We start from the raw sequence: 13455 nt of genomic DNA, 5'->3' as shown, positions 1-13455 counted from the left end.
GGGGTTGCGGCGCTTTCGCCTGAGGGACTAAGTCGATCCCCCTCCCGAGTTTTCCCGGGCCGCTTTCTTGATGCGGGCGTACGAAAGGGCGATATGGACGCGGCGGACGTGACCGGCGGCGGCGAGGTCGCCGTGTTCCACGGCCTCGGTAATGTCCGCCACCTCGCGCTGGAAGGTCAGGAACTCGTTTTCGAGCAGTTCCTTCGAGCTGCGCAACTGCAGCGCCGTCTTCATCCAGATGCGCGCGGTCTGGTAGTAGAGCCGCTCGCTGATCTCGCGCAGCGGCTCATTGCGGGTCAGGCTCGTGAAGAGATGGAAGAATTCCATGTTGAGCCGGGAGAACTCCCGGATGTCGCCGGCGCGCACCAACCGGTCGCAGCGCTCCCGGATGTCGCGGAAGCGTGTCACCAGTGCATCGTCAACCCTGACCGGAGACAGCTTGCCAATCAGCTCGGCAAGCTCGACCCGCATCTCGTAAACCTGCGCGAGCGCATCGACGTCGATGTCGGTGACGATGGTGCCGACGCCATGGACCGAGCGCAGCAGACCTTCGGCCTCGAGCTTGACGAGAACCCGGCGTACCGGGGTGCGCGAGACACCGAATTCCTCGGCAAGATCCTCCTCGCGTAGCCGGCTGCCTGGCCGATAGTCGAGCAGGCAGATGCGCGTTCGCAGCGTCTCATAGATGCGTGCGAACCGCGCCCTCGCGCCTTCCTCTGGTATTCCGTGATCGTCGGCTGGTGCTTCCAAAACGATCGTATCCTGGTTCAACCGTCCGCCCCCTGGTTCGACAGCTTTAGCGAAAGCTTGTCGAGCATTTCGAGGCAGGCGGCAAGCTGGTCGATTGATATGAACTCGTCAGGTTTATGAGCTTGTTCGATCGAGCCCGGCCCGCAAATGATCGAGGAGATACCGGCGGACTGGAACAGGCCAGCCTCGGTGCCGAAGGGGACCACCTCGGCGTGCTCCGCCCCGGTCAGTTCCATGACGATCCGGCGCGCTTCCGAATCCTCAACGACCTGCAGCCCCTCGACCTCGCCGATGGTGCGGGTGACGATGTCGCAATGGGGACAGACGGTACGCATCGACGGCAGGAGGACGCTGCCGACATAGTCGGAAAGCTGGCCTTTGACGTAGGTGGCGTCGGCACTGCTGATGGGACGCATCTCCCATTCGATCGCACAACTGCCGGCAATGACGTTGCGCGCCTTGCCGCCCTCAATGCGGCCGACCTGCAGTGTCGTCCAGGGTGGGTCGAAACGGCTGGCGGACGGCGCGCGCGCCTTCATCTCCTCACCAAGGTCGAGCATCCGCGAGATGTAGCGGGCCGCATATTCAACCGCGTTGACGCCCCTGTCCGGCTGGGAGCCATGGCCCTCGAGGCCGGTGAACTCGGTCGTGTATTCGTAGCAGCCCTTGTGGCCCTCGATGACACCCATCGACGTCGGCTCGCCGATGATGGCGACGGCCGGACGAATGCCGGCGCGTTCGAGTTCCTGCACCAACGCACGGGCGCCGAAGCAGCCGACCTCCTCGTCATAGGTGAAGGCGAAATGCAGCGGACGCTTGAGCGGGGCCGCGGCAAAGCGCGGCGCCATCGCGATTGCGGCGGCGATGAATCCCTTCATGTCACAGGTGCCGCGGCCATAGAGACGGTCACCGCGCGCGGCGAGCCTGAACGGATCGCTTGTCCATTCTTCGGGATCGACCGGTACGACATCGGTATGACCAGACAGAACGATCCCACCGTCGCCTTCTGGCCCCAATGTCGCGAAGAGGTTTGCCTTGGTGCCCGTCTCATCGCGCGACAACGAGATCGACGCTCCTGTGTCCGACAGAAGCTCCGCCGCATAGGTGATCAGCTCAAGGTTGCTCTCTGATGAGACGGTCGGAAAGGCAACGAGATCGGCCAGCACCTCCCGGGTGCGCTGAAGCACGTCCATGCTGCGTCAATCCTTGACGTAAAGCTTGCGCGGGCGGTCGCAGAGGCACTCGGCGGGGCCGCTCTCGCGGATCAGGATGCTTTCAGTGATTTCGAGACCCCAGTTCTCCATCCACAGTCCAGGCATGAAGTGGAAGGTCATGCCGGCTTCGAGGATCGTCTCCTCCTCCTTGCGGAACGAGATCGTGCGCTCGCCCCAGTCGGGCGGATAGGAAATTCCGATCGGATAGCCGCAGCGACTGTCCTTCTTGATGCCGGCGCGTTCGAGCGCGCCAAACAGCGCTTTCGCGACCTCGCCCGCGGGCCGGCCCGGCCGCGCCGCCTCAAGGCCTGCCTCCAGACCCTCGACCAGCGCCTTCTCCGCATCGAGCATCTCCTGCGGCGGCTTGCCGAGATAGAGCGTGCGGCAGAAGGGGACGTGGTAGCGCCGGTAGCAGCCTGCGATTTCGAAAAAGGTTGCTTCACCCTTTTGGAACGGGCGTCCGTCCCAGGTCAGATGCGGCGCGGCAGCATCCGTGCCAGATGGAAGCAGCGGCACGATCGCCGCGTAATCCCCCCACGCGCCATCAACGCCCCGTATTGCATCTCCATAAATTTCCGCGACGACCTCGTTCTTCGGCCGGCCAGGCTCGACGCGCTCCATGACGCCGTCGATCATGTTCTCCACGATGCGCGCCGCCTTGCGCATGAAGGCGATTTCCTCGTCCGACTTCACGCCGCGCTGCCAGTTCACAAGCGCCGTGGCATCGATGAACTCAGCCTGGGGAAGCTCTTCCTTGAGGACGAGATAGGCTTTCGCGGAGAAGTAGTAGTTCTCAAGCTCCAGCCCGATGCGCTTGTTCGCATATCCCTTTTCGCGCAGGATCGAGGCGAGGTCCTGCATCGGGTGGCGCACCGTCGACTGCACGAAATTATCGGCATAGCCGATGACCCGGTCATCGCTCATCCAGACGGTGCGGATCGCGCCGTTCGCATCCTGGCCACGACCCCACCAGATAGGGTCTGCGTCGTGGAAGACGATCACACCCTGGTGCACGTAGAACGACCAGCCGTCGTAGCCTGTAAGCCACGCCATGTTTGACGGGTCCTCGACAAACAGCACGTCTACTCCACGTTCTTCCATAGAGCGGCGCACTTTCGTCAGGCGGCGGGAATATTCATTTCTTGAGAATGGCAGGTGTGCGGCGGGCATGGCCCCTCCCGTAGCTCTGGGTGCGTCGGCTGACGAATGTGTACATCTATGAAGATGGAAAGCAATAAGCCCAGAGTTGCCGCAGCGTTTGAACCAGAAAAACCGTTGACACATCCTGCACCCTGCGAGATGTTGTGCACAACAATAGAAAATGAAGCCGGTGGAACACAGGAGAGACAACCAATGAAAGGCACGCTTCTCAGGCATATCGCCGCTCTGGGCATGGCTGCCCTTGCCGTCGGATCATTCGCCGGCTCGGCCATCGCACAGTCGCTGCTCGAACGCGCCGAAAGCGGCGAGCCGATCCGCATCGGCTTCGCCAACGAAATTCCCTTCGCCTATCCGGGCGACGACGGCAGCCCCAAGGGCTTCGTCAACGTGATGACGATCGCCGTGCTCAAGAACATGGGCTACGAGAAGATCGAGCCGGTGCAAACCGAATGGGGCGGGCTGATCCCCGGCCTCAACGCCAACCGGTTCGACATCGTAACCGGCGGCATGAACATCCTTGCCAGCCGCTGCGAAAACATCGCCTTTTCCGAGCCAATAGCCACCGTTGGCGACGGCTTCATCCTCGCGCCGGGCAACCCGAAGAACATCTCAAACTATGAGAGCCTGAAGAGCGCCGAAGCCATCATGGTGACGGGCGCCGGTTACTCGAACATCGAGGCAGCCAAGGCCGCGGGGGTGCCGGAAGCGAATATCATGCAGGTTCCGGGTCCGACGGAAATTCTGGCTGCCGTGCGGGCTGGCCGAGCCGATGCAGGTGCAGGCACCTACTTCACGATGAAGCAGCTTGCTGACAGCTCGAACGGGGCAGTGGAAGCGAGCGATCCCACAGCAATGCCGGAAGAGTCGTTCAACTGGGCAGGCATCGGCTTCCGCAAGGCCGACCAGGACTTCCTCGACAAGTTCAACGCTGCGCTGAAGGAGTACATTGGCTCCGAGGCAATGATGTCGGCCGTAGCCGAATACGGCTACGGCGAGGCCTCGTTGCCGGGCGACCAGACCACGGAATGGGTGTGCGCAAACCGCTGATCTCGTAGCTGCGCGGGCCGGATCACCGGCCCGCTGCTCCTCCGGCGCCCTGCCGGACGGTTACAGCCTCCCGCCTTCAAGGCGCTGACGGGAAAGGCCGAGCGGATGTCCTACCTCGAATTTCTCAGCCAGTACGGCGACCGCATCCTCAGCGGAACGCTTGTCACGATCGTCCTCACCATCCTCTCTGCTTTGCTCGCCATGGCGATCGCCCTGGCGGCTGGGTTGATGCGGATGTCGAGAAATTTTTTCGTCCGTGCGGGTGCTACCGTCTACATCGAGATATTCCGCGGAACCTCGCTTCTCGTACAGCTCTACTGGATCTTCTTCGTCCTGCCGCTCTTCGGCATCACGCTCGAGAAGTTCACCGCTGGCTTCGTCGCTGTTGGCATGAACCTCGGCGCGTACGGCGCGGAGCTCGTGCGCGGCGCGATCCTGTCTGTACCAAAAGGCCAGTGGGAGGCCGCACAGGCGATCAACATGACGCCCACGAAGCGCATGCTGCGGATCATCCTGCCGCAGGCGCTGCTGATCATGCTGCCATCGTGGGGCAACCTGCTGATCGAGCTACTGAAGGGGACGGCGCTCGTTGCGCTCATCGCCGTTGCCGACCTGATGTTCCAGGTCAAGCAGATCAACGGCACGACCTTCATGTCGGCCGAGTCCTTTGGCACGGCGCTGGTCATCTACTACATCCTCGCGCGCTTCATGATCACGCCATTCATGCGCTGGCTTGAACGGTTCATGCAGCGCAAGCTCGGGAGGGCGTGAAATGCTCGACTGGCGCTGGGATTTTACCCTCGACATCCTGCCCCGCCTGTTGGTGGCGACTGGGAACACGTTGCTGGCCGCGGGCCTCGGCTATGCGATCGCCATAGTACTCGGCCTCGTCCTTGCGCTCGCACAGCGCACGCCTTCGCGGGCCTTCACAATGATCGTGCGCGAGATGGTCGAATTCATCCGCTCGACGCCGCTGGTGCTGCAGATCTTCTTCGTCTTCTACGTCGCGCCGCAGTTCGGCATCCGGCTGTCGCCCTGGACCGCCGGCATGATCGCCATCGGCCTGCACTATGCGGCGTATCTGTCGGAGGTTTATCGCGGTGGGCTCGACAGCGTGCCGAAGGGGCAGTGGGAAGCTGCGACATCGCTCAACCTTTCGACGGCGCGCACCTATTTTCGCGTCATCATCCCACAGGCGATGCCGCCGTCGCTGGCCGGCATGGGAAACTACCTTGTCGGCATCCTCAAGGACACGCCCATGCTCTCGGTCATCGGCGTTGCCGAGCTGATGCACACCGCCAATGCGATTGGCTCTGAAACCTACCGATTCCTTGAACCATATACGATGGTCGGGGTCATCTTCCTGGCCCTGTCGCTGCCAACCGCCGCCGCCATACGTCTCTTCGAGGCGTGGCTGCGCCGGAAACTGGGAATGATCTGATGCGCGAGAACGACCTGACCGGCTACCCACCCAAGCTCGAAGGCCCTGACCGCCCGATGGTGCGGTTCGCGAATGTCACAAAGAGCTATGGCAGCCTGACGGTGCTGGATTCGCTCGATCTCGATGTTGCAGAGGGGGAGATGGTTACCATCATCGGCCCGTCGGGCTCCGGCAAGACGACCGTGCTGCGCATGCTGATGACGCTTGAGACCATCAATGGCGGCGTCATCTACGTCGACGGTGATCCCCTCACGCACATGCCGCAGGGCGACCGGCTGGTGCCGGCAAACCGGCGGCATGTCCGGCAGATCCGCTCGAAAATCGGCATGTGCTTCCAGCAGTTCAACCTGTTCCCGCACATGACGGCGCTGGAGAACTGCATGGAAGGACCGGTGCACGTCCTCGGCATGCCGAAGAAGGATGCGCAGGAACGCGCCGAAGAGCTGCTTGCCATGGTCGGAATGGCCGACAAGCGCGACCAGCACCCCTCGCGCCTGTCGGGCGGACAGCAGCAGCGCGTAGCGATTGCTCGCGCGCTGGCGATGCGGCCCAAGGTGATGCTGTTCGACGAGGTCACGTCCGCGCTTGATCCGGAAGTCATCGGCGAGGTGACCAATGTCATTCGCAAGCTCGTTTCCGAACACAACCTCACCATGCTGATGGTGACCCACCAGATGGGCTTTGCCCGTGATATCTCCGACCGCATCTGTTTCTTCTACGGCGGCCGGATCGAGGAACAGGGCACTCCGGACGAACTGTTCAACCATCCGCAGAAGGAACGGACCCAGCAGTTCCTGCGAGCCGTGAAGGAGGCGGTGTGACTGTCGCCATTTCCGACATCTGGGCGGCTCGCTCCAACATCACCAAAGGCGCAGCCCGCACGCCACTGGTGCCTTCGCCCTACATGAGCCGCCTTGTCGGCCACGACTTCCTGCTGAAGCTGGAAATGACCCAGCCGACGGGCGCCTTCAAGATACGCGGCGCGACCAACGCGCTCATCAACCTTCCGGAGGGGACCACTGGCGTCACCTGCTGTTCCACCGGCAACCACGGCCGCGCCATTGCCTACGCAGCAAAGGCTCTGGGCCTGCGGGCAGTGATCTGCATGTCGTCACTGGTCCCGCAGGCGAAGGTGGATGGCATCAGGGCACTCGGCGCCGACGTGCGGATCGTCGGTGCGAGCCAGGACGATGCACAGGCCGAGAGCAGCAGGCTCGCGCTTGAAGAAGGTCTCGTCGAGGTTCCGCCTTTCGATCATCCCCTGGTCATTGCAGGGCAGGGCACGATCGGGCTTGAACTTCTCGAGGACTGTCCAGACCTTTCCACCATCCTCGTACCGCTCTCGGGTGGCGGGCTAGCAGCCGGCGTTGCCCGCGCGGCAAAGGAGATCAAGCCCTGGATCAGGGTGATCGGCGTGACGATGGACCGGGGCGCGGCGATGTACCAGTCCCTCAAGGCGCGCGTACCCGTGGAGGTCGAGGAGGTGCCCAGCCTCGCGGACTCGCTCGGCGGAGGGATCGGCACAGAGAACCAGCTCACCTTCGCCATGTGCCGTGATCTTCTTGATGACTGCGTGCTCGTCAGCGAAGAAGATATCTACGACGCCATGCAGACGCTCTACTATGAGGATCGCATGGTCGCGGAAGGTGCGAGCGTCGTCGGCATCGCTGCCACCAAGGCAGGTAAGATCGGCCCGGTGCGAGGCCCAATCGCCACCATCCTGACCGGCCGCAACCTCGACATGGCCATGTTCACCGAGGTTGTTTCGGGTCGCAGCGTGACGCTCGGTGACAAGACAATCGAAGGACGCGCCTATGCCGCATGAGGTGAAGATCCTGACCGAGTCCGATCTGCGCGGCCTGGTAAAGCTCGACTTTGAAGCCGTCGACGTGGTCGAACGCGCCTTCCTCGCGCTTGGCACCGGCAAGGTGATCATGCCGCCGATCATGTCGATGGCGATCCCGCAGGCGAATGGGGAGGTGGACGTCAAGACCGCCTACATTCCCGGCTTCGACAGCTTCGCCATCAAGGTCAGCCCCGGCTTCTTCGACAATCCCAAGATCGGCCTGCCGAGCCTCAACGGGCTGATGATCCTGTTTTCAGCGCGAACGGGGCTAGTCGAAGCTCTGCTTCTCGACAACGGATATCTTACCGATGTCCGCACAGCCGCTGCAGGGGCAGTCGCGGCGAAGCACCTCGCGCCGGGCGACGTCCAGACTGCGGGCGTGATCGGCACCGGCGGGCAGGCACGGCTGCAGATCGAAGCGGCGCATCTCGTGCGGCCTTTCACAAATGTGGTCGTATGGGGCCGCGACGGCGAAAAGGCTGAAAAATGCGCCGCCGATCTCGCCGAACGCCTCGGCGTAACGGCCGAGGCCGTCGCGGATGCGCGCGACGTTGTCGCGCAGAGCCAGCTTGTCGTGACCACGACTCCGGCAGAAGAACCTCTTCTTCAGGCACGTTGGCTCCATCCGGGGCTCCACATCACTGCCATGGGGGCGGACCAAGCCGGCAAGAACGAGATTGACCCGGCCGCGCTGTCAGCGGCAGACCTCTATGTCTGCGACCGTCTCAGCCAGTGCGAGAAGCTCGGCGAATTGCGCAGCGCGATCGGGGCTGGCGTCTGGAAAAAGGGCCCGCCGCCTGAACTCGGCGACCTTCTCTGCGGGCGGCATCCCGGCCGCACGTCCGACGCCCAGATCACAATCTGTGACCTGACCGGCACCGGCGCGCAGGACACCGCCATCGCCACCTTCGCCATGGAGCGGGCGCGGCAGCGCGGAACTGGCGCCGCCTTCATGACTTGAGGCGGGAATGCTGAAACTCGACGATCGCGACCTCAAGATCCTGTCCATTCTCAGCCGCGAGGGCCGGATTTCGAAGGCGGAACTGGCCAAGCGCGTCAACCTCTCCGCAGCACCCGCATGGGAGCGTCTGAAGAGGTTGGAAGACGCCGGTGTCATCGCCGGCTACCGCGCCGAAATCCAGCTGCGGACAATTTCCGCGCATGTGACAGTGTTCATGGCCGCCGAACTCGAAAGCCACCGCGTGCAGGATTTTCAGACGTTCGAGCGCGCCATCGCACCTCTGGATGAGGTCGTTGCCTGCTGGGCCGTCGGCGGCGGATTCGACTACATCCTGCAGATCGTCACCCGCGACATCGATTCCTACCAGCGCCTTGTCGACCATCTCCTTGAAGCGCGTGTCGGCCTTGCGCGCTACTTCACCTATGTGGTCACCAAGCCGGTCAAGATGGCGCCGCTGCCGCTCGACAAGCTCCTCTCCAGCGCGGAGAAGGAATAGTGGCCGCTGGCACGAATTTCGAACGAAGCTTCGGCGCAACAGGCAGCAAACAGGGCCATCTTTGGCGCCGATCAGGCGAAGATGCAGGCAGAGCATTCCCGGGAGAACCTGCCATGACATCGCTGGCCATTTTTCAGAAAGCCGACCTTTCGACCCTTCGGGATCCGCGCCTTTTTCGCGAGTTCGCCTATGTCGGCGGGGCCTGGACGCGCGGAAGCGGCGGGCGGACGATCGACGTCACCGATCCGGCTGACGGCTCCCGCGTCGGCTCCGTTCCGGCGCTGACCGCAGCTGATACGGCCGAAGCGGTCGAAATTGCCCATCGCGCTTTTGCCTGCTGGTCGCAGGAAAGTCCCCTGACGCGGTCACGCCTGCTGCGCCGCTGGTACGAGCTCATCATTGTCGCGCGAGACGATCTTGCTCGCCTCATGGTGCAGGAACAGGGAAAGCCGATATCGGAAGCGCTCGGCGAGATCGACTACGCCGCTTCCTTCGTCGAGTTCTACTCGGAGGAAGCCAAACGCCTCAACGTCGAGAGCATCACCTCGCATCTTCCGGACGCCGAGATGCAGCTCATCCGCGAGCCGGTGGGCGTTGCCGGGCTGGTGACGCCATGGAATTTCCCGTCGGCCATGCTAACCCGCAAGGCCGCGGCTGCGCTTGCCGCCGGCTGCACGGTCGTTGCACATCCGTCGTCGGAAACGCCGTTCTCGGCACTGGCAGTCGCGGAACTTGCCGAACGGGCGGGCCTTCCGGCCGGCGTCTTCAATGTCGTGACGGGAAACGCCGCCGAGGTCGTCGGCGCCATGACCGCGGCACCCGAAATACGGATACTCTCGTTCACCGGCTCGACCGAAATAGGCCGGCTGCTCTATGGTCAGTCTGCACCGACGATCAAGCGCCTCGTCATGGAGCTGGGCGGACACGCGCCGTTCATCGCGTTCGCCGACTGTGATTTCCAGCGCACCGTCGATCATGCCATTGCCGCGAAGTTCGCGACCTCCGGCCAGGACTGTCTCGCCGCCAACCGCTTCTATATCGAGCGGCCGATTTACGAGCGCTTCGTCGAAGCCTTTGCGGAACGCGCGCGCGCGATGCGCGTCGGTCCCGGCCTCACTGACCCGGACATCGGCCCGCTGATCAACGCCCGCGCGGTCGAGAAGCAGAAGCAGCACGTGGACGACGCGCTTGGACGTGGTGCGCACCTCGTCTGCGGGGGCAACGTTAATCCTGCCGGCCCGCTCTTCTTCGAGCCGACCGTGCTGGCGGACGTGCCCGAGGATGCGCTCATCTTCCGGGAAGAAACCTTTGGCCCGATTGCCGCTTTCGCACCCTTCGATGACGAACAGGCCGTGCTCGCCAGCGCCAACCGCACCGAAACCGGCCTTGTCGCCTATCTGCACACCGCTGATGCTGCGCGGATTGCCCGCATGACACGCCGCCTCGAATTTGGAATGGTTGCTGTCAATCGCACGAAGATCACCGGCGCACCGGTGCCGTTCGGCGGCGTCAAACAGGCCGGGCTTGGCCGTGAAGGCTCGCGACACGGCATCGAGGCCTATACCGATCTCAAATATGTCTGCCGCGAGAGCGCGTGAGACCAAATTCAGGAGGACTGCCAATGCTGACCAACGACGTTCTCGACCAGTGGGATCGCGAAAACTTCTTCCATCCTTCGACCCACCTTGCCCAGCATGCGCGGGGCGAAAGTCCCTCGCGCATCGTCAGCGGCGGCAAAGGCGTCTACATCGAGGACCGCGACGGCAACCGGCTGCTTGATGCCTTTGCCGGTCTCTACTGCGTCAACGTCGGCTATGGCCGCGAGGAGATCGCCGAGGCTATCGCCGCGCAGGCGAAGGAGCTTGCCTACTATCACGCCTATGTCGGCCACGGCACCGAAGCCTCGATCACGCTCGCGAAGATGGTTCTCGAGCGAGCGCCGAAGAACATGTCGAAGGTCTATTTCGGCCTCGGCGGCTCGGACGCCAATGAGACCAACATCAAGCTGGTCTGGTACTACAACAATATTCTCGGCCGGCCGCAGAAGAAAAAGATCATCTCCCGCTGGCGCGGCTATCACGGCTCGGGCCTGGTCACCGGCTCGCTGACGGGTCTGAAGCTGTTCCACGACAAGTTCGACTTGCCACTCGACCGGATCCTCCACACGGAAGCGCCTTACTACTTCCGCCGCCCCGACCCGGCGATGAGCGAGGCGGATTTCGTCGCCCATTGTGTCAGTGAACTCGAAAAGCTGATCGCGCGCGAAGGCGCCGACACCATTGCCGCCTTCATCGGTGAACCGGTGCTCGGCACCGGCGGCATCGTCCCGCCGCCTGCCGGCTACTGGGCGGCGATCCAGGAGGTCCTGAAGAAGCACGATATCCTCCTGATCGCTGATGAGGTCGTGACGGGCTTCGGCCGGCTGGGTTCGATGTTCGGCTCCGACCACTACGGTATCGAGCCGGACATCATCACCATCGCCAAGGGCCTTACGTCCGCCTATGCGCCGCTCTCCGGCTCCATCATCTCGAAACGCGTGTGGAGCGTGCTCGAACGCGGCACCGACGAGAACGGCGCGATCGGTCACGGCTGGACCTATTCGGCGCACCCGATTGGTGCCGCCGCCGGCATCGCCAATCTGAAGCTCGTCGATTCACTCGGCCTCGTGAAAAACGCGGCAGAGACGGGCGCCTACTTCAACACCGAAATGAAGAAGGCGCTGGCGGATCACCCGCATGTCGGCGACGTACGCGGCGAGGGCATGCTCTGCGCCGTCGAGTTCGTTGAGGATCGCGACCAGCGCCGTTTTTTCGACCCGTCGCGCAAGGTCGGACCGTCCGTCGTAGCCGCTCTTCTCAAGCGGGGCGTGATCGGCCGGGCGATGCCGCAGGGCGACATCCTCGGCTTCGCCCCGCCACTCTGCCTCACCCGGGCCGAGGTCGATGAGGTCGTGGGCAAGACGGTAGAAGCGGTACGAGAGGTGCTGGGGTAGGGCAGTATGGGCGTGGCCAATTGGCTCTCGTGCTTCTTGGCCGCGCCTTGTCATTTGGAGGATGGGAAGCGCAGAATTTAATCGCGATACTGCCTCACCACCAGCGGTCTTCCTCACCCGCTGGCGAATCCGGAGTGAACCCATTGTCTAGAATTGGTGTTTATGCCGGGTTGCGGGTTGATATCTCGCGATTAATTTTGCATTCAGCACGTCGGGTGTTCGTGCGAAGAGGCACGGGCAGGTTGTAGCGCTGGTCGGGCCGCCAGCGCGCCCGAACCTGTAAAGGCACCCGATGGCCCGAAATCTGCACGCACGTCCTTCCGCGTTCCGCCGCTTCATCGACAGCGAATCCTCCGGTGGCATCGTCCTGATGGCCGCCGCGGCACTTGCGCTGATCGTCGCAAACTCGCCTCTGGCTGAGACCTATTTCGCGGCACTTCACAGCTATCTCGGTCCGCTCAGCGTCAGCCACTGGATCAACGACGCGCTGATGGCGGTGTTCTTTCTGCTGGTAGGGCTCGAGATCAAGCGCGAGTTCGTCGACGGCCAGCTGTCGACCTGGTCACGCCGGATATTGCCGGGTGTGTGCGCAGCCGGCGGCATGGCGGTTCCCGCGCTGATCTTTGCCTCGATCAACTGGAGTAATGGCGCCGTCATCCGCGGCTGGGCGATCCCGACCGCCACAGACATCGCTTTTGCCCTCGGCGTCCTTTCGTTGTTCGGCAACCGCATCCCGGCGTCGATGAAGGTGTTCCTGACGGCGCTCGCGATCATCGATGATCTCGGCGCCGTCCTCATCATCGCGATCTTCTATACCGGCGATCTGCAGGTCTGGGCGCTCGGCGGGGCGGCGGCGATCCTCGCTGTTCTCTTTGGCCTCAACCGGGCGGGTGTGCGGACGCTTCTACCGTACCTCGTGCTGGGAGCGGGGCTGTGGGTGCTGGTGCTGCTTTCCGGCGTGCACGCGACTGTTGCGGGCGTCGCGCTTGCCATGACCATTCCGATCGTGCGGCCGAAGGGCGGCGAGAGCGAACACACCGTCGAATCTCCGCTGCATCGTCTGGAGCATGCGCTGTCGAAGGTCGTTCCCTTCGTCATCATTCCGGTATTCGGCTTCGCGAATGCAGGCGTCTCGCTTGCCGGCTTTGATGCATCCGCGCTCATCGAGCCACTGACGCTCGGCGTTGCCGGGGGGCTGGTCGCAGGCAAGGTGATCGGCGTCTACGGCACCGCTCTGCTGGTGATCAAGCTCGGTTGGGCGGATGCGCCGAGAAACGCTGCGCCGCTGCACGTGCTGGGCGTCGCGGTGCTCTGCGGCATCGGCTTCACCATGAGCCTCTTTATCGGTCTCCTCGCGTTTCCGGAGAACCAGTCGCTGCAGGACGGCGTCAAGATCGGCATCCTGCTGGGTTCAGGCATCGCCGCGATCCTCGGTTCCATCATCCTGGTGCTCAGCCCCCGACCAGGCGGCGAGGAAGCCCGCGCCTTCTAGGTCGCGGGTTGTTCCCTCGGCACGGGACTCGTCGCCCGGCTTCGCGATGATCCAA

Annotated in this window: 13 protein-coding genes; 10 read left to right on the top strand and 3 right to left on the bottom strand. The window is 63.2% G+C overall.

Going from position 1 to position 13455, the window contains the following annotated elements:
* Positions 1–27: 27 nt before the first annotated feature.
* Genes L630_RS0102625 through doeA form a run of 3 tightly spaced genes read right to left on the bottom strand, consistent with a single transcriptional unit; the run spans position 28 to position 3134 of the window.
* A complete protein-coding gene (locus L630_RS0102625) occupies positions 28–771 on the bottom strand; it encodes a GntR family transcriptional regulator (RefSeq protein ID WP_024846736.1) in 744 nt (247 codons plus the stop codon).
* A complete protein-coding gene (argE, locus tag L630_RS0102620; RefSeq protein ID WP_024846735.1) occupies positions 768–1943 on the bottom strand; it encodes an acetylornithine deacetylase in 1176 nt (391 codons plus the stop codon). Before argE ends, L630_RS0102625 begins: the two co-directional genes overlap by 4 nt.
* 6 nt (positions 1944–1949) lie before the next feature.
* Positions 1950–3134, bottom strand: a complete 1185-nt coding sequence (gene doeA, locus L630_RS0102615; protein ID WP_024846734.1) for an ectoine hydrolase DoeA — start codon at positions 3132–3134, stop codon at positions 1950–1952.
* Positions 3135–3317: 183 nt separating this feature from the next.
* Here doeA and ehuB point away from each other — a divergent pair, with 183 nt between their 5' ends.
* The 10 genes from ehuB (at position 3318) to nhaA (ending at position 13400) form a co-directional block, all read left to right on the top strand.
* Complete coding sequence (gene ehuB, locus L630_RS0102610) at positions 3318–4172, top strand: ectoine/hydroxyectoine ABC transporter substrate-binding protein EhuB (protein WP_024846733.1); 855 nt, start codon at positions 3318–3320, stop codon at positions 4170–4172.
* 105 nt (positions 4173–4277) lie between these two features.
* On the top strand, positions 4278–4943 hold the full coding sequence (ehuC, locus tag L630_RS0102605) for an ectoine/hydroxyectoine ABC transporter permease subunit EhuC (RefSeq protein ID WP_024846732.1): 666 nt from the start codon (positions 4278–4280) through the stop codon (positions 4941–4943).
* Position 4944: 1 nt separating this feature from the next.
* Entirely contained in the window at positions 4945–5613 is a 669-nt protein-coding gene (ehuD, locus tag L630_RS0102600; RefSeq protein WP_024846731.1) for an ectoine/hydroxyectoine ABC transporter permease subunit EhuD, read from the top strand.
* A complete protein-coding gene (gene ehuA, locus L630_RS0102595) occupies positions 5613–6434 on the top strand; it encodes an ectoine/hydroxyectoine ABC transporter ATP-binding protein EhuA (RefSeq protein WP_024846730.1) in 822 nt (273 codons plus the stop codon). The genes ehuD and ehuA overlap by 1 nt, the downstream gene beginning before the upstream one ends.
* Positions 6431–7438: a hydroxyectoine utilization dehydratase EutB gene (gene eutB / locus L630_RS0102590; RefSeq protein WP_024846729.1), complete on the top strand. Its 1008-nt coding sequence runs from the start codon at positions 6431–6433 to the stop codon at positions 7436–7438. Before ehuA ends, eutB begins: the two co-directional genes overlap by 4 nt.
* On the top strand, positions 7428–8420 hold the full coding sequence (locus L630_RS0102585; RefSeq protein WP_024846728.1) for a cyclodeaminase: 993 nt from the start codon (positions 7428–7430) through the stop codon (positions 8418–8420). The genes eutB and L630_RS0102585 overlap by 11 nt, the downstream gene beginning before the upstream one ends.
* 7 nt (positions 8421–8427) lie before the next feature.
* Positions 8428–8916: an Lrp/AsnC family transcriptional regulator gene (locus L630_RS0102580; protein WP_024846727.1), complete on the top strand. Its 489-nt coding sequence runs from the start codon at positions 8428–8430 to the stop codon at positions 8914–8916.
* A gap of 113 nt (positions 8917–9029) precedes the next feature.
* Positions 9030–10514 carry an NAD-dependent succinate-semialdehyde dehydrogenase gene (locus L630_RS0102575; protein ID WP_024846726.1) on the top strand — a complete coding sequence of 495 codons (1485 nt, stop codon included), beginning with the start codon at positions 9030–9032 and terminating at the stop codon, positions 10512–10514.
* A 23-nt stretch (positions 10515–10537) separates the two neighbouring features.
* Positions 10538–11908, top strand: coding sequence for an aspartate aminotransferase family protein (locus L630_RS0102570; protein ID WP_024846725.1), 1371 nt, complete (start codon positions 10538–10540; stop codon positions 11906–11908).
* A 292-nt stretch (positions 11909–12200) separates the two neighbouring features.
* Complete coding sequence (nhaA, locus tag L630_RS0102565; RefSeq protein WP_024846724.1) at positions 12201–13400, top strand: Na+/H+ antiporter NhaA; 1200 nt, start codon at positions 12201–12203, stop codon at positions 13398–13400.
* Positions 13401–13455: the final 55 nt, after the last annotated feature.

The sequence above is a fragment of the Aminobacter sp. J41 genome (assembly GCF_000526635.1).
Taxonomy (GTDB): domain Bacteria; phylum Pseudomonadota; class Alphaproteobacteria; order Rhizobiales; family Rhizobiaceae; genus Aerobium.
The sequence above is the reverse complement of the archived record's forward strand: the minus strand, read 5'-3'. Positions and strand labels throughout refer to the sequence as shown.